Origin of the sequence: Leifsonia poae (assembly GCF_050632195.1) — a bacterium.
Taxonomy (GTDB): Bacteria; Actinomycetota; Actinomycetes; order Actinomycetales; family Microbacteriaceae; genus Leifsonia; species Leifsonia poae_C.
Map to the genome: position 1 here is coordinate 1,004,051 of NZ_CP192580.1, position 19,622 is coordinate 1,023,672.

The 19,622-nt window shown below is 68.1% G+C and carries 16 protein-coding genes and 2 pseudogenes; all 18 read left to right on the forward strand.

Annotated elements, in window-relative coordinates; all coding sequences use genetic code 11:
* Positions 1-2,091: a dipeptide/oligopeptide/nickel ABC transporter permease/ATP-binding protein gene (locus ACQ86A_RS05200; protein ID WP_431279539.1), complete on the forward strand. Its 2,091-nt coding sequence runs from the start codon at positions 1-3 to the stop codon at positions 2,089-2,091.
* The gene (locus ACQ86A_RS05205; RefSeq protein WP_431279540.1) at positions 2,088-3,224 is read left to right on the forward strand and encodes an ABC transporter ATP-binding protein; all 1,137 of its coding nucleotides are present in this window, start codon (positions 2,088-2,090) and stop codon (positions 3,222-3,224) included. Before ACQ86A_RS05200 ends, ACQ86A_RS05205 begins: the two co-directional genes overlap by 4 nt.
* A 38-nt stretch (positions 3,225-3,262) precedes the next feature.
* Entirely contained in the window at positions 3,263-4,924 is a 1,662-nt protein-coding gene (locus ACQ86A_RS05210) for an ABC transporter substrate-binding protein (protein ID WP_431279541.1), read from the forward strand.
* Positions 4,925-5,040: 116 nt separating this feature from the next.
* Positions 5,041-5,709: a ThuA domain-containing protein gene (locus ACQ86A_RS05215; RefSeq protein WP_431279542.1), complete on the forward strand. Its 669-nt coding sequence runs from the start codon at positions 5,041-5,043 to the stop codon at positions 5,707-5,709.
* A complete protein-coding gene (locus ACQ86A_RS05220; protein WP_431279543.1) occupies positions 5,706-6,500 on the forward strand; it encodes a sugar phosphate isomerase/epimerase family protein in 795 nt (264 codons plus the stop codon). The genes ACQ86A_RS05215 and ACQ86A_RS05220 overlap by 4 nt, the downstream gene beginning before the upstream one ends.
* Positions 6,497-7,477, forward strand: a complete 981-nt coding sequence (locus ACQ86A_RS05225; protein WP_431279544.1) for an NAD-dependent epimerase/dehydratase family protein — start codon at positions 6,497-6,499, stop codon at positions 7,475-7,477. The genes ACQ86A_RS05220 and ACQ86A_RS05225 overlap by 4 nt, the downstream gene beginning before the upstream one ends.
* A gap of 127 nt (positions 7,478-7,604) precedes the next feature.
* Positions 7,605-8,381 carry a GntR family transcriptional regulator gene (locus ACQ86A_RS05230; RefSeq protein ID WP_431279545.1) on the forward strand — a complete coding sequence of 259 codons (777 nt, stop codon included), beginning with the start codon at positions 7,605-7,607 and terminating at the stop codon, positions 8,379-8,381.
* A gap of 206 nt (positions 8,382-8,587) precedes the next feature.
* A complete protein-coding gene (locus tag ACQ86A_RS05235; RefSeq protein ID WP_431279546.1) occupies positions 8,588-9,556 on the forward strand; it encodes a Gfo/Idh/MocA family protein in 969 nt (322 codons plus the stop codon).
* A 67-nt stretch (positions 9,557-9,623) separates the two neighbouring features.
* Positions 9,624-10,421 carry a GntR family transcriptional regulator gene (locus ACQ86A_RS05240; protein ID WP_431279547.1) on the forward strand — a complete coding sequence of 266 codons (798 nt, stop codon included), beginning with the start codon at positions 9,624-9,626 and terminating at the stop codon, positions 10,419-10,421.
* Positions 10,422-10,513: 92 nt separating this feature from the next.
* Positions 10,514-12,426: pseudogene (locus ACQ86A_RS05245) on the forward strand (primary-amine oxidase).
* The gene (locus ACQ86A_RS05250; RefSeq protein WP_431279548.1) at positions 12,426-13,136 is read left to right on the forward strand and encodes a sugar phosphate isomerase/epimerase family protein; all 711 of its coding nucleotides are present in this window, start codon (positions 12,426-12,428) and stop codon (positions 13,134-13,136) included. Before ACQ86A_RS05245 ends, ACQ86A_RS05250 begins: the two are co-directional and overlap by 1 nt.
* Positions 13,133-14,310, forward strand: a pseudogene (locus ACQ86A_RS05255) (Gfo/Idh/MocA family protein). The gene ACQ86A_RS05250 and the pseudogene ACQ86A_RS05255 overlap by 4 nt, the downstream one beginning before the upstream one ends.
* A gap of 11 nt (positions 14,311-14,321) precedes the next feature.
* Positions 14,322-15,341 carry an SIS domain-containing protein gene (locus ACQ86A_RS05260; protein WP_431279549.1) on the forward strand — a complete coding sequence of 340 codons (1,020 nt, stop codon included), beginning with the start codon at positions 14,322-14,324 and terminating at the stop codon, positions 15,339-15,341.
* Complete coding sequence (locus ACQ86A_RS05265; protein WP_431279550.1) at positions 15,338-15,757, forward strand: hypothetical protein; 420 nt, start codon at positions 15,338-15,340, stop codon at positions 15,755-15,757. The genes ACQ86A_RS05260 and ACQ86A_RS05265 overlap by 4 nt, the downstream gene beginning before the upstream one ends.
* Positions 15,754-16,233, forward strand: a complete 480-nt coding sequence (locus tag ACQ86A_RS05270) for a hypothetical protein (RefSeq protein ID WP_431279551.1) — start codon at positions 15,754-15,756, stop codon at positions 16,231-16,233. Before ACQ86A_RS05265 ends, ACQ86A_RS05270 begins: the two co-directional genes overlap by 4 nt.
* Positions 16,234-16,345: 112 nt before the next feature.
* Complete coding sequence (gene aldh / locus ACQ86A_RS05275) at positions 16,346-17,722, forward strand: aldehyde dehydrogenase AldH (RefSeq protein WP_431279552.1); 1,377 nt, start codon at positions 16,346-16,348, stop codon at positions 17,720-17,722.
* A gap of 179 nt (positions 17,723-17,901) precedes the next feature.
* Positions 17,902-18,375: a hypothetical protein gene (locus ACQ86A_RS05280; protein WP_431279553.1), complete on the forward strand. Its 474-nt coding sequence runs from the start codon at positions 17,902-17,904 to the stop codon at positions 18,373-18,375.
* A gap of 188 nt (positions 18,376-18,563) precedes the next feature.
* On the forward strand, positions 18,564-19,619 hold the full coding sequence (locus tag ACQ86A_RS05285; RefSeq protein ID WP_431279554.1) for a LacI family DNA-binding transcriptional regulator: 1,056 nt from the start codon (positions 18,564-18,566) through the stop codon (positions 19,617-19,619).
* Positions 19,620-19,622 lie beyond the last annotated feature (3 nt).

Genomic DNA, 19,622 nt, shown 5'->3' on the forward strand with positions numbered 1-19,622 from the left:
ATGGCCATCACCACTGCGACGGTCGCCGAGGCCGAAACATCGGACCTCCAAGGAACCTCGCGTTTCGCCTGGATGCGCGCCTTCCGCCGACCGTGGACGCTCGCCGGCATCGTGATCGTGGCGATCTTCTGCGTGCTCGCCGTCATCGGTCCGTGGATCGCGCCGTACGATCCATCGGCGGTCAGCAAGGCGGCACTGCAGCCGCCGAGCCCCGAGCACTGGCTCGGCACGACCCAGACCGGCCAGGACATCCTGTCTCAGATGCTCTACGGCACGCAGGTGTCGATGATCGTCGGCGTCTGCGCGGCGCTGGTCGCGACCATCCTGTCTGTGATCGTCGGGCTCGCGGCCGGTTACCTCGGCGGCCTGGCGGATGAGGGGCTGTCGCTGCTCGCGAATGTGTTCCTGGTGATCCCGGCGCTGCCGCTCACGGTCATCCTGGCGTCGTACCTGCCGAAGACCGGCTCGCTCGGCATCATCCTGGTGATCTCGGTCACCGGATGGGCGTGGGGCGCCCGCGTGCTGAGAGCGCAGACCCTGTCGTTGCGCAAGCGCGACTTCGTCGAGGCGGCGCGAGCGACGGGGGAGCGTACGTCGAGCGTCATCTTCCGCGACATCTTCCCGAACCAGATCGCGATCATCGCTGCCTCGTTCCTCGGCACAGTGACCGGGGCCATCCTGACCCAGGCAAGCCTGGCGTTCCTCGGTCTGACCAACGTGACGGAATGGTCGTGGGGCACGATCCTCTACTGGGCCCAGGTCTCGAGCGCGATGCTGAGCGGTGCGTGGTGGTGGTTCGTGCCTGCCGGTCTGGCGATCGCGGTGCTCGGAACCGCGCTCTCGCTGGTGAACTTCGGCATCGACGAGTTCATCAACCCGCGGCTGCGTCAGGCAGGGATCGGCACCAAGAAGGCGCAGCGCGCACAAGCGAAGGCCAAGCGGGCGAAGGTTGTGAAGCGGCCGCAGCGGGTTCGTACGGTGAGGGATGCGGCCGGCCCGTTCGATCCTGTCACCAGCGATGTGATCCTCGACATCCGCAACCTCAAGGTGGACTACCTCGGCGAGAACTCGGTGACGCCGGCCGTCAACGACGTGTCCCTCACCCTGCGCCGCGGCGAAGTGCTCGGCATCGCGGGGGAGTCGGGCAGTGGAAAGTCGACGCTCGCCTATGCGATCACGCGGCTGCACAAGCCGCCGGCGCACATCACCGGCGGCGAGATGATCTACACGAACGCCGACGGGTCGAAGACGGACATCCTCTCGATGAGCGAGGACGAGCTGCGCGACTTCCGCTGGGAGGAGCTGTCGATCGTCTTCCAGTCCGCGATGCACGCGCTGAACCCCATCCTGACCATCGGCGCCCAGATGGAGGATGCGCTGCGGGCGCACCGTCCGGAAATGACGGCGCAGGCCCGCGCGGCCCGGGTGATCGAGCTTCTGGGATTGGTCGGCATCCAGACCGATCGCGTCAACGCGTACCCGCACGAGCTCTCGGGCGGGATGCGGCAGCGCGCGATGATCGCTGTAGGCCTAGCGCTCGACCCCGAGATCATCGTGATGGACGAGCCGACGACCGCGCTCGACGTCGTCATCCAGCGCCAGATCATCGAGAAGATCATCGAGCTGAAGGACCGGCTCGGCTTCTCGGTCATCTTCATCACCCACGACCTGTCGCTGCTGATCGAGCTGTCCGACACGATCGCCGTCATGTACGCAGGCCGTGTCGTCGAACTCGCGGACGCCAAGGAGTTCTACCGCAACCCGCGGCACCCGTATAGCCAGGGGCTTCTCGCATCGTTCCCGACACTGTCGGGTCCGAAGCACGAGCTCACCGGCATCCCGGGCTCGCCGCCCGACCTGCGCAAGCTGCCTTCAGGATGCGCGTTCGCGGCACGCTGCCCGCTCGCCTTCGACAAGTGCGACACGGTTGTACCGCCCTTGTTCGCGCTGGCGGGCGAGGCCGACTGGCGTCAGTCGGAGGCCGCCTGCCTGCTCTACGAAGGTGACGGCACCCTCGCCGACGACGCATTCTCCGACAACCCCTCGAGCGACCTCGACGACGCTCAGCACGAAATGGAGGACGCCCGATGACCAGCGCCGAGATCGTCGCGCCGACGTACGACGCACCGCAGGGCGAAGCGCCCGTGCTGGAGGCAGTGCACGTCACCAAGCACTTCCCCGTGCGCGGCTCCACGTTCAAGCGCGGCCCGCGCAAGGTGGTGCATGCCGCCGACGACGTCTCACTTGCGCTCTACGCCGGCCGCATCATGGCGCTCGTGGGCGAGTCCGGCTCGGGCAAGTCGACGTTCGCGCGGTTGCTCGCGCAGCTCTACCCGCTGACCAGCGGCGAGGTGCGCTACCGCGGCAAGACGGTGAGCACTCGCGGCGGCAAGGCGCTCCGGGCCCACGTGAGCAAGGTGCAGCTGATCCTGCAGGACCCCTTCGGGTCGTTCAACCCGGTCGCGACGATCGCGCGCACGTTGTCACGTGCGGTGGGCATCCACCACAAAGGCAAGACGCCGAAGGAGCAGCGCGCGGTGATCGACGACCTGCTCGCGCAGGTCAACCTCACCCCGGCACGCCAGTTCACGGAGAAGTACCCGCACGAACTCTCGGGCGGGCAGCTCCAGCGCATCTCGATCGCGCGGGCGCTGGCAGCGAATCCGGATGTGTTCCTCGCCGACGAGCCCGTCTCGAGCCTCGACGTGTCCATCCGTCTCGGCGTGCTGAACCTGCTGCGTCGGCTCGTGGAGGACCGCGGTGTTGCGCTGCTCTACGTCACGCACGACATCGCATCCGCCCGCTACTTCGCCGAAGACACGACCGTCATGTACGCCGGCCAGCTGGTGGAGGCGGGGCCGTCGGAGCAGGTCACGCAGAAGGCCGCGCATCCGTACACCCAGTTGCTCATCGCCTCGGCGCCCGACCCCTCGCGGCCCGAAGGCGAGACCCCGCGCGACATCGGTCAGCCGCCGAGCCTCATCGACCCGCCAGCCGGCTGCCGGTTCCACCCCCGCTGCCCGTTCGCCATGGAACGGTGCAAGACGGAGGCGCCCCCGCGGTTCGAACTCGAAGACGGGCAATGGGCCAAATGCTGGCTCTACGCCGACGACGCCGAAGCCGAAGGCAAGCGCGCCGAGAACGCCGCCGTGTACACGCGCGGCGAGATCCGGAAGGCCGGCAAGGCCCTGACTCCGGACCCCAAGAACGCTCCATCCGAATAGCAAGCATCAAGCCAAGCAAGCACTGAAGGAGAACAGCAATGAAGCACAGAAAGGTAACGCTGCGGCGCACACTCGTCGCCGCAGCGATGACCGCCAGTCTCGTCATCCCGCTCGCAGCCTGCTCGAGCAACGGGAGCGGATCGGGCGACGGCCTCATCCTGAACGTGGCCAGCCAGTCCGACTCGCTCACCCAGACCTTCAACCCCTACCTGCCGAACACGGCACAGGGCGCGACGTACACCAATCAGGGTGGCGGCGGATTCATCTACGAGCCGCTCGTGCAGATCAACAACGTCGACATCGGCAAGGACATCCCGTGGCTCGCGAAGAAGTGGGCGTGGTCTGACGAGAACAAGACGTTCACGCTCGACCTGCAGCAGGGCGTCAAGTGGAGCGACGGCAAGCCGTTCTCGGCCGACGACGTCGTGTTCACGTACAACATGCTGAAGAAGTACCCGGCGCTCAACGTGGGCGGTGTGGACTTCGACACGATCACGGCCCCGGATGCGAACACCGTCGTCATGACGTTCAAGACCCCGTCGGAGACGAAGTTCACCTCGCTGGTGTCGGCGGCCATCGTGTCGCAGCACATCTGGTCGAAGGTGGGCGACCCCACGAAGTACCCGGACAAGAACCCGGTCGGAACCGGTCCGTTCGTGCTCGACACGTTCTCGCCGCAGAGCTTCGTGCTGAAGACGAACAAGGACTACTGGCAGGACCCGGCCAAGATCGCGGGCATCCGGTTCATCCCATACAAGGACAACCAGGGCCAGACCAACGCGCTCGTGCAGGGACAGGCCGACTGGAGCGGCACGTACATCGCCGACGCCGAGAAGTCCTACCTCTCGAAGAGCAAGGACAACCACTACTGGGCTCCCGTCGTGGGCTCGGACGGCCTCATCCCGAACCTGGAAAAGTGGCCGCTCAGTGACATCTCCGTGCGCCGGGCCATCAGCCTCGGTGTCGACCGCGAACAGGTCGGCGCCGCGACGGACTCCCCTGCCGCGACCAGCCAGACCGGTCTGCCGATGCCCTCGTTCGCGAGCGAGGTCGCCCCGAAGTACAAGGATCTCGTCTTCAAGCAGGACAAGCCGGCCGCTGAGAAGCAGCTGACCGACGCGGGTTACACCAAGGGCGGCGACGGCTACTACGAGAAGGACGGCAAGAAGGTCGAGTTCTCGGTCAGCTTCCCGGCCTCGTACACCGACATCGCGGCTCGCGCCCAGGTGCTGGTGTCGCAGCTGAAGGACATCGGGATCAAGCTCGACATCGACACCACCTCGGTGAACGACATCAACAAGATCACGGCCGACGGCACCTTCCAGTCGACCATCGGCTACCCGGTCGGTCCGGCACCCCGTGCGTTCAACATCTACGACTCGATGATGAACCCGAACAAGTACTACCCGCTGGGCGAGGCGACGCCGACGTTCGAGAACATCGAGCGCTTCAACGACCCGGTGGCCAAGGAACTGTTCGCGAAGTACCCGTTGGCGACGACGGATGCTGAGCGCAACGACATCCTGGCTCAGCTCCAGGGCATCTGGATCGACCAGCTGCCGATGATCGTCATGTTCTACTGGGGCAACTACGGAGACTGGAGCACCGCCAAGGTGACCGGATTCCCGAGTGAGGAGAACCCGTACTTCGCGCCGTACCCCAACCCGGTGGTGGCGCTGAAGCTCAAGCCGACCTCCTGATCGGCTGACACCGTGGGCGGTCCGGATGCTCGGACCGCCCGCGGTGTGCAACCTCTGCGCCTCGCAGTTCCAGACTTTCCGCACTTTCCGCACTTGCCGAACTCAGAAATCGAGAGATGACCGACACCCGCAACGCCCTCGTCGTCGTGAACGGCGACGACATCCACCACGACCTCCTGAGCGCCTCCCAGGTGTTCCAGCAGCTCGGCATCGAGGCGGGCCTGGTGACCCGCCGCTCGATGGGCCTCAACCGATTCGTCGACGCGCGTCCGGAAACCGCTGACGCCGATGTGTACCTCTTCTACACGGCGGGCGGGCAGTTCCCGACCGCGCAGCAGGAGGCGCTCGCCGCGGCGGTCGCCGCCGGCAAGGGACTCGTCGGCGTGCACGGAGCCAACATCATGGGTTGGGCCGGGGACGGTATCGACCCCGCCGACCGGCCGTACTTCGACCTGCTCGGCAACCGGTACCTCTCGCACGGCCCCGACCATCACGAGGGCCGGCACACGATCGAGATCGTGGGCGAGCATCCCATCACCGAAGGGCTCGACGACTTCGAACTGTTCGACGAGTACTACGAATTCGAGTTCGCGGACGACGACGTGCAGGTGATCGCTCAGCGGCACCGGGCCGACGGCGAGGTGATCCCGGTCATGTACGTCCGCACGGTCGGGAAGGGCCGGGTCGTCTACCTGGCGCTCGGGCACGACATGCGGTCGTGGGGTGAACCCGCGGTGCGTACCCTGGTTCGGCGCGCGCTGGCGTGGGCTGCGGGCATCCTGTGACCGGATCGCGCCCCGGCCTCGCGGTGATGGCCTACACCGTGCTGGAACAGGCGAAGGCCGATCTGGAGGGCACGCTCGCGCGGGTCGCCTCGATCGGGTACCTGGGTCTTGAGACGTACGGTCTCGTCAAGACGTTCGGACCGACTCGGGTTCGGGATGCTGCGGCCGCCGCGGGCCTGACCATCACGAGCGCGCACACGCCGTTCCCCGCGGGCGCCGAAGCCGAGCGGTTGCTCGACGAGAGCGCGGAGCTCGGTGCGACGACTCTGGTGTGGAGTCTCGAGCGCGAGGAGTTCGACTCCCCGGCGACCATCGCCGCGGGTGTCGTGCGCGTCAACGAAGCGGCCGCGCTGGCCGCCGAACGCGGACTCACGATCGGCTATCACAACCACTTCGCGGAGTTCCAGAACTCCTTCGACGGACGTCAGGCATACGATCTGCTGCTCGAGCTGCTCGACCCCCGGGTCGTCGTCGAACTCGACGCGTACTGGGCCCGGATGGGCGGAGCGGACCCCGCCGAGGTGCTCACCCGGCTCGGCGACCGCGCCCGCTTCGTGCACATCAAAGACGGGCCTGCCGTCAGTTACGAAGACGATGTGATGGTCCCGATCGGCGAGGGCGCAATCGACTGGGCCGGGGCGCTCACAGCGCCATCCGGGCTGCAGTGGCACATCGTGGAACTCGAAAGACTGCACGTCGACACCTTCGACGCGCTCGAATCCAGCTACCGCTACCTCGTCGGGCACGGCCTGTCGCGGGGGAGCGTCGAGGTCGAGGAGGCCACGGTATGAGCACGCGCATCCTGTTCCTAGGCGGTGCCGGGATGATCGGCTCGGCCGCCGCGCGCGAAGCGGTGGCGCAGGGGGCCGAGGTCACCATCGTGACCCGGTCGGAGCCGCGCCGCCCGGTCGCCGACGGCATCCGTCAGCTGCGCGGAGATGTGCGCGATCCCGAGTTCGTCACATCGCTCACCACGGGCAAGGCCTGGGATGCCGTGGTCAACTGGGTGGGCTTCACCCCCTCCGACGTCGAGGGGCACATCGATCCGTTCCGGGAGGCGACGGCGCAGTACGTCTTCATCAGCACCTGCTCGGTGTTCGCCCGCCCAGTGCCGAGCCTCCCTATCACGGAGTCGAGCCCGCGCAAGCAGCCCGTGTTCGGGTACGCACGGGACAAGGTCGCGACGGAGGTCTTCCTCGAGGAGGCGTATCGGTCCGACGACTTCCCGCTCACGATCGTGCGGCCCTTCCACACGTACGACAGCACGACCATCCCGATCCTCTCGGGGTGGACCGCGATCGACCGGATGCGCGCCGGCAAAGGTGTCGTGGTGCACGGTGACGGCACCTCCCTGTGGTCGCTCACGCACTCCAGCGACTTCGCACGGGCGTTCGTACCGCTGCTCGGCAACCAGCACGCGATCGGTGAGAGTGTGAACGTGGTGAGCGGCGACATCCTGACCTGGGATCAGATCCACCTGACGCTCGCCGCCGCAGCAGGTGTTCGATCGCCGCGACTCGTGCACCGGTCGAGCGAGTCGATCGCGACCGAGGTGCCCGGATGGGGCGAGGTGCTGGAGCACGACTTCCGGCACACGATGCTCTTCGACACCTCCAAGCTGCGCCGGCTGGTCCCCGACTTCGCGCCGCGGGTGAGCTTCTCGCAGGGAGCGCGAGAGATCATCGAGCACCACGAAGCGCATCCGGATGCCCGGGGGATCGACGAGAAGCTGGCGGCGGCGTTCGACCGGCTGATCGAGCATCCCTGAGTCGTGTCGGGCGGCCGGGCCGCTGCGGCGCCGGAATATTCCTACGCCGGACGGCGCCGACGCCGATCACCAGAGGTAACAAGTGGTATGAATGAGGCGTGCATTGGGCCAGTGGAGGGTGTCGCCTGTGATCGACGAACTGAGTGACGGGGGCGGAACCGCCACCGCAATCCGCCCTGACTACCCGGAACCCCTGTGGATCCAGGCGGTCAACCTGATCAACCGTGAAATCGCGAGCGGGGTACTCAAGCCAGGGATGCGATTGCCACCCGAGCGCGAGCTCTGCCTGCAGCTCAACATCTCCCGGGTGACACTGCGCAAGGCGCTGAACAAGCTCGTCGAAGACGGGGTGCTGAGCGCATCGCACGGTCGCGGGTGGTACGTGGCCGAGACGGCGGGGACGGCAGGCAAGGAATTCCCGAACAGTCTCGAGTCGTTCACCGAAACGGCAGCACGGATGGGTCTGGTCGCGTCATCCCGGGTGCTGCGGGCGGAGACCAAACCGGCCTCGCTCGACCAGGCCGAAGAGCTGTCGATCGCCCCGGGGACGCCGCTCTTCCATCTGGAGCGCGTGCGACTGCTGAACGATGTGCCGATCGCGCTGGACGTGACGCGCATCCCGGCCCAGTTGGCGCCGACCCTCACAGACGCGGACTTCTCGGTCGACTCGCTGTACGAGAAGCTGGCCGAGGCGGGCATCGAACCGCTGCGCGCCGATGCCACGATCGAGGCGCGGGAGGCCGATCCTGAGGCCGCGGAGAATCTCGACCTGGCCGTCGGAAAGCCGGTGCTCGTGATGCGGCAGCTCGCGGTTGACCGGGCCGAGCATCCCCTCTTCGTCTCGACCATCACCTACGCCGGCGACCGCTACCGCCTGCGCACCTTCTTCGCACGCTCGCGCTGACCCCGCACCCCCGGTCCAACGCAATCGACTCCGGGAAGAATCCCCGTTTCACGTCGTGAAAACGGGATTCTTCCCGGAGTCGATCGCGTTGGGGTGGACCAAGAGGTAGCAGGAGGTATTTATTTAGGGAGCAATTGCGGGCTGGATGTAGACCAATGACGTACCACCTGGGTACGATGTGAATCACAGCTTCAGTTGGAGGAAATGTGATTCGTGTCGGTCTGCTCGGTTCCGGGTTCATCAGTGACACCTACGCGGATGCGCTTCAGGATGTGCGCAACGCCGAGATCGTCGCGAACTACTCGCGAGACCTGCAGCGCGCGGAGGACTTCGCCGAGACGTGGGGTCCGATCCCGAACCAGTACGACTCGATGGAGGCGCTCTGTGCGAATCCTGATGTCGACCTCGTCGTGATCGCGCTGCCCAACGAAGTGCACGTAGAGGCTGTACGCATCGCCGCCGCGGCGGGCAAGGGCGTCGTGTGCACGAAGCCGCTCGCACGCACAGGCGCAGAGGCGGCCGAGATACTGAGGATCGTCACCGAGGCCGGCGTCTGGCATGGCTACGCCGAGAGCTCGGTGTTCTCGCCGAACATCGCCAAGGCCCACCAGATGGTCGCGGCGGGCGCTATCGGCGACGTATTGACGATGCGTGCCCGCGAGGCCCACTCGGGCCCGCACGCACCGCACTTCTGGGACGCCGAGACCGCCGGCGGGGGCGCCCTGCTCGACATGGGCTGCCACACGGTCGAGTCGGCCCGGCACTTCTTCGGCAAGGACAACCCCGTCACCGAGGTGTTCGCGTGGGGCGCCACGATGGCCCACGCCGACAAGACCACCGGTGAGGACACCGCCATCGCCCTGCTCAAGTTCGCGGGCGGCCAGCTGGCGCAGATCGAGTCCTCGTGGATCGAGAAGGGCGGCATGCAGCTGCGCCATGAGCTCGTCGGGAGCGCCGGTCGCATCGTGACCGACACCTCGCAGACTCCGGTCTGGGGTTTCATCGAGAACCCCGCAGGCTACCTTGTCGAGAAGGCGGACGCGGACACCGGATGGGTGTACCCGGTTCCCGAAGAGGCGCGCGCCTACGGTTTCAGCCAGGAGATGCGGCACTTCGTCGACAGGTTCGCCGCGGGGAGGCCCCGATCGAGACGTTCGACGACGGATTCGTCGTGAACTGCATCCTGGACGCCTGCTACGCCTCGATGAAGACGGGCACCTGGGAGAAGGTGAGTCTCGACCGATGAGCACCACGCCCCCCATCACTCCGTCGCCGTCCGTCGGCGAGGTCACGATCCGCACCGACTACCCCGACCCGCTTTGGGTGCAGGCGGCGGATGCGATCCGCGACCAGATCGCATCCGGCTCGCTGCGCGCAGGCTCGCGACTCCCACCCGAGCGCGAGCTGTGCCTGCGCCTCGGGATCAGCCGGGTCACCCTGCGCAAAGCTCTTCAGACCCTCGTCGAGGACGGGGCGCTCACCCCCTCGCACGGTCGCGGCTGGTACATCGCAGGGGCGACGGATGAGCGCAACGAGTGGCCGAACAGCCTCGAGTCGTTCACCGAGACGGCCGACCGGATGGGACTGGTCGCGTCTTCGCGTGTCCTCCGGGCCGAGGTGTCGAGCTCGTCCATCGACGAAGCCGAGAAGCTCGGCATCGCGCCGGGCACGCCTCTGTTCCGGCTGGGGCGCGTGCGCATGCTCAATGACGTCGCCATCGCGGTGGACCTGTCGTTGGTTCCCGCGTCCCTGATCCCGAATGCTGCGCGGCACGACTTCCGCGTGCACTCGCTCTACGGCGCCCTCGCCGAGGCGGGTCACGACCTCGCGAACGCGGAGACCACCATCGAGGCCCGGGAGGCCACCAGCGAGATCGCCGCGCAACTCGACGTGATCGTCGGCACGCCGACGCTCGTGATGCATCAGATCGTCAGTGGTCGCGCCGACCGTCCGGTGCTCGCGTCGACCATCCAGTACGCGGGCGACCGCTACCGTCTGCGCACCTACTTCGCCCGCCACAACCGAACGGAGCTCCAGTGACCGACACCGCCACGACCGGCACCGCCGCGACCGGCACGGCCGCGACTGCAGCCCACGCCGCTCCGCCGACCACTGCCGCCGCCCTCGCGTCGATGCAGCCCGCCGAGATCGCCGCCGCCCGAGCCATCCTCGTGCGCGAAGGCCTCATCGGCGAGAACACGCATGTCTCCTACTTCGGCCTCCTCGAACAGGACAAGCGCACCCTACTCGGCCCGGGCTCCGCCCCCGACGCCCGACGCTTCCGCGCCATGCTCGTCGACTTCGGGTCGGGCGCGTCGCACGACGTGGTCGTCTGCCCGGCCGAGGACAGCATCCTGTCGGCCCGCGAGCTCGACCCGGCCGAGGGGCAGGTGCCCGTGGTGCTGGCGGAGTTCGGTCTGGTCGAAGAGATCGTGCATCAGGATGAGCGCTGGCTCGCCGCCATGGCGAAGCGCGGGCTCACCGACCTGAGCACGCTGCGGGTCAACCCGCTCTCTGCGGGAGTTCTGACTCCGGATGAGCAGGGTCGCCGCATCCAGCGCTGCTTCACCTTCGTGCAGAAGACGCCCGACGACCTCGGCTGGGCGCATCCTGTCGACGGCGTGACGGTGATGGTGGACGTGGTCACGCGCGAGGTGCTCGACGTGATCGACTACGTCGACTTGCCGGTGCCGCAGGAGGACGGCAACTTCCACCTCGCCGACTGGGTCGGCCAGCCGTCGCGCGCGGGTCTCAAGCCGATCGAGATCACCCAGCCGGGGGTCCCAGCTTCACGATCGACGACGACGGCGTGCTCTCCTGGGCGGGCTGGAACCTGCAGGTCTCGTTCGACCAACGCGAGGGTCTCGTCTTCCACAACATCTCGATCGACGACAACGGTGTGCAGCGCCCGATCGTGTACCGCGCATCCATCGCCGAGATGATGGTGCCGTACGGCGACCCGAGCCCGCAGCGCTGGTTCCAGAACTTCTTCGACTGCGGCGAGTACCTGCTCGGCGGGTTCGCGAACTCGCTCGAGCTGGGCTGCGACTGCGTCGGCGACATCACGTATCTGGATGCGGTGCTCGCGGACAACGCCGGCAACCCCCGCGTGATCCCGCAGGCGATCTGCATCCACGAGGAGGACACGGGCATCCTCTGGAAGCACTTCGACAACTGGAACGGGTCGAGCGACTCCCGCCGCAACCGCCGCCTGGTGGTCTCCTTCTTCGTCACCGTCGGCAACTACGACTACGGCTTCTACTGGTACTTCTCCCTCGACGGGACCATCGAGCTGGAGGTCAAGGCGACCGGGGTGGTCTTCACCTCGGCGTACCCCGGGCCCGGCTATCCTTACGCCTCGGAGCTCGCGCCGGGCCTCGGCGCCCCGTACCACCAGCACCTGTTCAGCGCCCGCCTCGACATGATGGTCGACGGTGTCGCGAACGCCGTCGACGAGTTGGAGGCCGTGCTCGTGCCGCGCGGCGACGCCAATCCGACCGGCACCGGCATCACGCAGACGGTCGAGCGGCTCCGCACGGAGTCGGAGGCTCAACGGATGGCCGACAACACCCGCGGGCGGGTCTGGCTCGTCTCGAATCCCGGCGTGAAGAACCGCCTGGGCGGTAGCGTCGGCTACGTGCTGTATCCGGAGGGCAAGCCGGCACTGTTGGCGGATGAGCAGTCCGACATTTACGCGCGTGCCACGTATTCGGCCAACCACCTGTGGGTGACGCCCTACGAGCCGAGCGAGCTGTACCCGGCCGGCGACTTCGTGAACATGCACCCCGGTAGAGCGGGCCTTCCGGCCTGGACCGCCGCCGACCGCAATGTCGACGACACCGACATTGTGCTCTGGCACACCTTCGGGCTGACACATTTCCCCCGCATCGAGGACTGGCCGATCATGCCCGTCGACTCGACAGGTTTCGTGCTCAAGCCCCACGGATTCTTCGGCCGCAACCCCACACTCGACATTCCCGCCTCGACGAGCGACCATTGCGCGCCCGGCGAGACGCACCACCACCACCACGAAGGACACCACTGATGACCGGTCCCCTGGGCGTTCAGCTCTACAGTGTCCGCGACGACATCGGCCCGGATGCGCTCCCCGCCACCCTCGGCCGCCTCGCCGCCGCGGGCTTCACGCACGTCGAGCCGTACGACATCCTGAGCGACACCGAAGGGCTTGCGGTCGCACTCGACGCGACGGGCTTGCGTGCGATCACGGCGCACTCGAAGATCACCGAGCTGGATCGGGATGCTGTGCTCGCCGCCGCGACCCGCCTCGGCATCGAGACGGTCATCGTGCCCTGGGTGCGTCCCGATTCGATCTCGACGCGGGAGGGTGTGGAGGCGCTCGCCGCGGCGATCAACGACGCGGCTGCATACGCTGCAGGCCACGGCATCCGGGTCGGCTATCACAACCACGATTTCGAGTTCGCGCAGAAAATCGACGGGGTGCCCGCATACGAGCTGCTCGTCGAGCTGCTCGACCCGGCCGTGGTGCTCGAACTGGACACGTACTGGGCTGCGGTCGGCGGCGCAGAGGTGACCGAGCTCATCCCGCGCCTGGGAGATCGCGTGCGCTTTCTGCACGTCAAGCACGACGATGAGAACCCGTTCGATATCGCCGAAGTGTTGCCGCTCGCGGGCAGCCTTGAGCTCGCGGTCGTGGAGGTCGTCGTGCACGAAGGCGACGTGTTCCCGCTCGTCGATCGGAACGCGGCCTACTTTCTCGGGCTGGTGACCGCATGAGCGCCGTCGGCATCGGCATCATCGGGGCAGGCAACATCTCCGACGAATACCTGCGTTCGCTCACCTCGTATCGGGATGTGCGGGTCGTCGCGATCGCGGATCTCGACGTCGCGCGCGCCGAGGCCCAGGCCGCCGAGTACGGCATCCCGTTCGCCGGACCGGTGGATGCGCTGCTCGCGCTCGAGGCGGTAGAGATCGTCGTCAACCTCACGATCCCCGCGGCACATGCCGAAGTCGGCATGAAGGCCGTCGCCGCCGGCAAGCACGTCTGGGGGAGAAGCCGCTCACGCTCGACCTCGCCAGTGCGAAGGAGTTGCTCGCCGCCGCTGAGAGCCGGGAGGTCGTCGTTGCGAACGCGCCGGACACCATCCTGGGCGAAGGGATCCAGAACTCGCACCGGCTGCTCGCCGACGGTGCGATCGGCACCCCGCGCACCCTGCTCACACTCATGCAGGGACCGGGTCCGGATGCGTGGCACCCGCGCCCGCAGTTCCTCTTCGCCCGCGGCGCCGGCCCGCTGTTCGACATCGGGCCGTACTACGTCAGCACGATGGTGCAGCTGCTCGGCCCCGTCGAATCGGTCGAAGCCGTCGGCCAGACTCCGCGCGCAGAGCGTGTGATCGGGTCGGGTCCGGATGCGGGGCAGACCTTCCCGGTCGAGGTCAGCACCCACGTCAGCGTGCTCACGCGCTTCCGCTCGGGAGTCGTCGGAACGTCCATCTACAGCTTCGACTCCCCGCAGCGGCGGCAGACGTTCGAGATCACCGGCTCGACCGGCGTTCTCGGCGTGCCGGTCAGCGGCTTCGATGGCCAGACACGGCTGCTCGCGGGTGACGACAGGGAGACGGACTGGGTCGAGATCCCGCCGCCCGGCGCTCACCGCGACCGTGGGGTCGGGGTGCTCGAGATGGCGCGCGCCATCCGGGACGGTCGGAAGCCACGCGCCAGCGGCGAGCTCGCCTACCATGCACTCGAGGTCATGCTTGCGATCGAGGAATCGATCGAGACAGGGCTGCCCGTGCGCATCCGGAGCACCGCTCCCGCGGTCGAGCCGCTGCCTGCGGACTGGGACCCGACGGTTCTGACCGTTGCGCCGGGAACCACCGAGAGCGCACCCGATTCCGCCCAAGCTTCCGCGGCAGGCATCGCCGCCGCGGGCACGACGACCGCCTGAAGGGGACAAGCATGAATGGGTACAACACGTTCGCGGCCGCGCGAGCGACACAGGCCGAGGAACTGGGCAGAGCCATCCCGCTGATCGCCGCACAGATCGCCGATCGTCAGGCGGCCGGTGAACTTGAGGGCCCCGGGCCCGTGTTCGTCGGGATCGGCGCGAGCCTCGCCGCTGCCTGCGCGGCGGTCTGGGAGCTGCGCTCGCGCGGCATCCACTCCTGGCGGCTCGGCGCGGGCGATCTACCGCTGCCCTTTCCCGAGAGCACGCATCCGATCGTCGCCATCTCGCAGAGCGGCCGCAGCGCCGAGACGCTCGCCGTTCTCGAGTCCGTCGCGCCGGAGTTGCGGCTCGCCGTCGTGAACACCGAGCCGTCGCCGATCTCGCAGATCGCCTCGAGCATCGCGCTGGGCAACCTCGCCGACAGCTACGCATCCACGATCGGCTACACGGCGACGGTGGCGGCCCTCGGGATGCTCGCCGACGCCTGGGACGGCGGTCGCATCGACCCGGCGTGGTTCGGCCTGCACGAGACCTTCGCCCGTGTCGAGGCGCAGCTCGCCGACCGCGTGGATGCGCTCGCCGAGCTGTTCCGAACGGTCGCGTCGAGCGACTTCGTCGGCGCTGGACCCGCTGTGGGCTCGGCCGAGGCCGGTGCGCTCCTGTTCCGTGAGGTCGCGCGCATCCCTGCCACGGGCATGAGCACACGTCAGTACCTTCACGGCTCGATGGAGTCGGCAGGCGGCGGGGTGCACGTCGTGTTCGGCGATAGCCGCGAGCTCGATCTGGCGACGACGCTCTCCGAGGCGGGACACCACGTCATCCTCATCTCGGGCGAGCCGGTCGACTCCACCGCGACCCTGCACGTCGTGCAGGTGCCCAAGCTCCCCGCCGCTCAGCGGGCCGTGATCGAGGCGCTGGTCATGCAGCTCCTCGTGGGCGCGGTCGCCGCCGTGCGCGGGATCGAGGTCGAGGAGTTCGTCTTCCACAACGAGGACACGAAGGTTCCGGTCGACGCAGGCGGTGCCGCGTGACCGATGTGATCGTGGGCTTGGATGCCGGTGGCACCAAGCTCGGCGTGCGGGTCGTCTCACTCGACGGCTCGCGGATCGCCGACGTCTCCCTGCCGGCCGAGGATTGGAGCGCCTCGCCGGCAGGGGACGCCGCTCGCTGGCTGATCGCCCGCATCGAGCGGGTCGTCGCATCCGGAGACCGGGTGGTCGCCGTCGGTGTCGGGGCCCAGGGATGCGACACGGTCGAGCACTGCCACGAGCTCGCACACGAATTGACCGCGCTCGGATACTCGGCGGTGGTCGTCAACGACGCCGCGCTGCTCGTTCCGGCGGCGGGGTTGCAGGCGGGGATCGGCGTCATCGCCGGCACCGGATCGATCGCGGTCGGGCAGGACGAGACGGGGAGACCCTTTTCGCCGGCGGCTGGGGCTGGGTGATCGGCGATGAGGGCGGAGCACCCGCGCTCGTTCGCGAGGCGACCATCGCAGCGCTCGCCGCTCGGGACGAGGGGCTTCCGGATGACGGACTCCTGCCGGCCTTGCAGCAAGCGTTCGGCGTCGGCTCGGCACCGGCACTCGCGCGAGCCGTCAACGACACTCCCACTCCGGAGAACTGGGGCCCGCGCGCGATCGCCGTCTTCGCCGCTGCAGACGCGGGGTCGGCGCTCGCGGTCGAGGTCGTAGAACGCGCGGCCGATCAGTTGGCTGTCCTTGTAGACCGGCTGGTTCGGCGGGGGGCTGTCGGGAATTCCGTGGTGGTGGCGGGGAGTGTCATCGCGAACCAGCCGCGGTTGTTCGCGGCGCTCTCCGCTCGGGTCGCGGCCGCGCATCCGTCGCTCGATGTCGTGCTGCTGGAGGATTCGCCCGTGGCCGGCGGGGTGGAGCTGGCGCGGCGGCTCGTCGCGGGCGGCTGAGCGGACCCCCGTAGCCGCCGTCGGAGCGTCACCGAGAATTCCCCCCAGCAGTACCAGCACCATCGCAGCACCATCGCAGCACCATCGCCAACCGCAGAACAAAGGAGTCAGCATGGCCATCGCCACCGTCAACCCGACCACCGGCGAGACGCTCAAGACGTTCGAACCTCACACGGCCGAGCAGATCGAGGCGATCGTCGCCGCGGCGCACGACACCTACCGTGCCCTCTCCGCGACCACCTTCGCGCAGCGGGCCGAATGGATGCGCGCTGCAGCCGACCTGCTCGACGCCGAACTCGACGAGGTCGCCTCGCTCGTATCCACCGAGATGGGCAAGACGATCGGAACGGCCAAGTACGAGGTGTCGAAGTCGGCCCGCGGGATGCGCTGGTACGCCGATCATGCGGAGGAGTACTTGGCCGACGAGCATCCTGTGCAGCCCGGGGATGTGGGTGCTTCCGCCGTGAGCGTGCGGTACCAGCCGATCGGTGCGGTGCTCGCGGTCATGCCGTGGAACTACCCGTTCTGGCAGGTGATCCGCTTCGCGGCGCCGGCGCTCATGGCCGGCAACACGGGCATCCTGAAGCACGCTTCGAGCGTTCCGCAGAGCGCGCTGTACCTCGGCTCGTTGTTCGCGCGCGGCGGGTTCCCGGTCGGCGCGTTCCAGACGCTGCTCGTGGAGGGCGGGGCGGTTGCTCCGCTGCTCGACGACCCGCGCATCCGTGCCGTCACATTGACCGGTTCTGTCGGCGCTGGATCGTCGGTGGCCGAGGCAGCCGGGCGGAACATCAAGAAGTCGGTGCTCGAACTCGGCGGCACGGACGTGTTCGTGGTCATGCCGTCGGCGGATGTCGCCGCGGCCGCGACCGCCGGGGTCAACGCCCGCGTGCAGAACTCGGGACAGAGCTGCATCGCCGCCAAGCGCTACTACGTGCACGAAGATGTCTACGAGGAGTTCGAGGCGGCGTTCGTCGCCGGGATGCGTGCGCAGGTCGCCGGGGATCCCTTCGACCCTGAGACCTCGTTCGGACCCCTCGCGACCGAGCAGGGCCGCCGCGATGCCCACGACCTGGTTCAGGATGCGCGCGACCGCGGGGCCGACGTCCTGACCGGCGGTGCTGTACCCGAGGGTCCCGGCTGGTTCTATCCGGCGACTGTGCTGACGGGGGTGACGCCCGAGATGCGGATCTACCGCGAGGAGTGCTTCGGACCGGTCGCCTGCCTCTACAAGGTCTCGAGCGCCGCGGAGGCAATCGCTCTGTCGAACGACAGCGACTTCGGGCTGAGCTCCAGCGTCTGGACCACCGACGACGCCGAGGCCGAGCTGTTCCAGAACGGGATCGAGGCGGGAGGCGTGTTCGTGAACGGACTCACGGCGTCGTTCCCGCAACTTCCGTTCGGCGGCGTTAAGGACTCCGGCTACGGCCGCGAGCTCTCCGCTCTCGGGATCCGCGAGTTCACCAACGTGAAGACCCTCTGGCGCGCGTGAGCGTCGCCGCGCGTCCTGTCGTGCGAAACGTGGGGTTGCGGGGTGTTGGGCCGCACTTTTTGCACGACTCGACGCCGGGCGCGGGTGCGGCGGCGCATCCTGTCGTGCGAAAAGTGGGGTTGCGGGATGTGGGACCGCACGTTTCGCACGACTCGACGCCGGGAGGGGAGGCGCGAGCGGTGGGGTGGGCGCTGGCGCACGAAGTGATTCCGGCGGGCGTGATGGTGTGGGCCGTGCTCGCCGGCCACACGCCGGCGCCTATGGTGGTCGCGGCTGTGACGCTTGCGCTCGTGTCATTCGCCTACGCGCCGTTCGCCCGCACCCGCGCCTGGGCGCGCGAGCACGTCGTGGACCTCTGGGCGATGCTCCTCCTCATGTCGGTCATGGCAGTGGGGGTGTCGAGTCGCGTCGAGAGCAGCTTTCCCGGGGCCGCGAACCTGCAGTCGACGCGACTCACCGACCACGCACACAGGATGGGCGGGATGGGCGCGGGAGCGGGAGCGGGCGTGGGCGCAGCGGCAGCGGCGGCAGCGGTGATCGTGGTCGCGTGGGTGCTTGCCCGGGTGCTCCTCGCACGGCGCGGCTGGCGCATCCACTCGATCGTCTCGTTCGGGATGTGCGGGGCCGGCCTCGCGTGGATGCTCGCCACCTGAGCCGCCCGATCCCGTCTCCTACCCGCCCATATGACACTTGTCGTCGTTCTCACGCGCTGAGAGCGACGACTACTGGCAAACGGAGGCCGTGCGGCCCGCGCGAGGCCGAGGCGAGCCGCGCGCAACCCGCCCAGAAACGCGCGGGCATCCGCATTCCCGCGGGCCGCGAGGTTCGGTAGGCTGGGGCCGTGACCGAGACTCAGAGCGACGCAGGGCCGCGCCGGCCGGTCACGCTCGACGACGTCGCACGGCACGCCGGGGTATCGCAGCCGACCGCATCCCGGGTGCTCAACGGCAGCGATCGCAAGGTGGCCGAGAGCTATCGCAAGCGTGTGATGGATGCCGCCGACGAACTCGGGTACACGCCCAACTTGGCGGCGCAGGCGATCGCGCGCGGCACATCCCGTACCGTCGCCCTGGTCATCAGCGGGATCTCCGATCCGTACTTCTCCGCGATGGCGGCCGCGATCATGCGGCAGGCCGAGTCCGCGGGCCTGCGGGTCTCGATCGCGGTGACCGAGCGCAGCGTCGACCGCGAGCTCGAGCTCGTGCGTGAACTACGTGGACAGCAGCCGCGGGCGATCATCCTCGCCGGCACCGGCTACGTCGATCCGCCGTCCGGCGACCAGCTCGTCGAGGAGCTGCGGCGCTACGAGGAGACCGGCGGCCGGGTCGTGCTGATCAGCCGCAGCGACCTGCCCTTCGAGACGGTCACGTTCGACAACCACGAAGGCGCCCGCCAGCTCGCTGTCGAACTCGCGGTGCTCGGCTACCGGCGCGCCCTGGTGCTCGGCAGCGCCACTCCGCTGCTGTCGATGCAGCAACGCGTGGAGGGGTTCGTCGCCGGGCTCGCCGAGTCGGGCGCTGACGGCGTCGAGACCGTGGTGCGGCATCCGGAGTTCAGCTGGCAGGGAGCGCGGGAGCACATCCTGAGCCTCGACGAGAACGAACTCCAGCGGCTGCAGCTCGTGTTCGCGATCACCGACGACATGGCGCTGGGGGCGATCGCCGGTCTGCGCGACCGCGGTTTGCGCATCCCTGACGACATCGCGGTCGCCGGTTTCGACGACATCACGACTTTGCGGGATGTGGTCCCACCGCTGACCACAGTGCACGTCGCCCTCGACGAGGTGGCCTCCGAAGCCATCGAGCGCGCACTGAACCCCGCCTCGAGCGATCGCACGGTTCCGGCATACCCGATCATCCGCGCCAGCACCCCGGCCATCGAAGCACCCGCTCTGTAGGGT

Excerpts from the sequence above, each read along its gene's own strand:
- ACQ86A_RS05200 (WP_431279539.1), top strand. The coding sequence starts at position 1 with ATGGCCATCACCACTGCGACGGTCGCCGAGGCCGAAACATCGGACCTC.
- ACQ86A_RS05205 (WP_431279540.1), top strand. The coding sequence starts at position 2,088 with ATGACCAGCGCCGAGATCGTCGCGCCGACGTACGACGCACCGCAGGGC.
- ACQ86A_RS05210 (WP_431279541.1), top strand. The coding sequence starts at position 3,263 with ATGAAGCACAGAAAGGTAACGCTGCGGCGCACACTCGTCGCCGCAGCG.
- ACQ86A_RS05215 (WP_431279542.1), top strand. The coding sequence starts at position 5,041 with ATGACCGACACCCGCAACGCCCTCGTCGTCGTGAACGGCGACGACATC.
- ACQ86A_RS05225 (WP_431279544.1), top strand. The coding sequence starts at position 6,497 with ATGAGCACGCGCATCCTGTTCCTAGGCGGTGCCGGGATGATCGGCTCG.
- ACQ86A_RS05240 (WP_431279547.1), top strand. The coding sequence starts at position 9,624 with ATGAGCACCACGCCCCCCATCACTCCGTCGCCGTCCGTCGGCGAGGTC.
- ACQ86A_RS05250 (WP_431279548.1), top strand. The coding sequence starts at position 12,426 with ATGACCGGTCCCCTGGGCGTTCAGCTCTACAGTGTCCGCGACGACATC.
- ACQ86A_RS05260 (WP_431279549.1), top strand. The coding sequence starts at position 14,322 with ATGAATGGGTACAACACGTTCGCGGCCGCGCGAGCGACACAGGCCGAG.
- aldh (WP_431279552.1), top strand. The coding sequence starts at position 16,346 with ATGGCCATCGCCACCGTCAACCCGACCACCGGCGAGACGCTCAAGACG.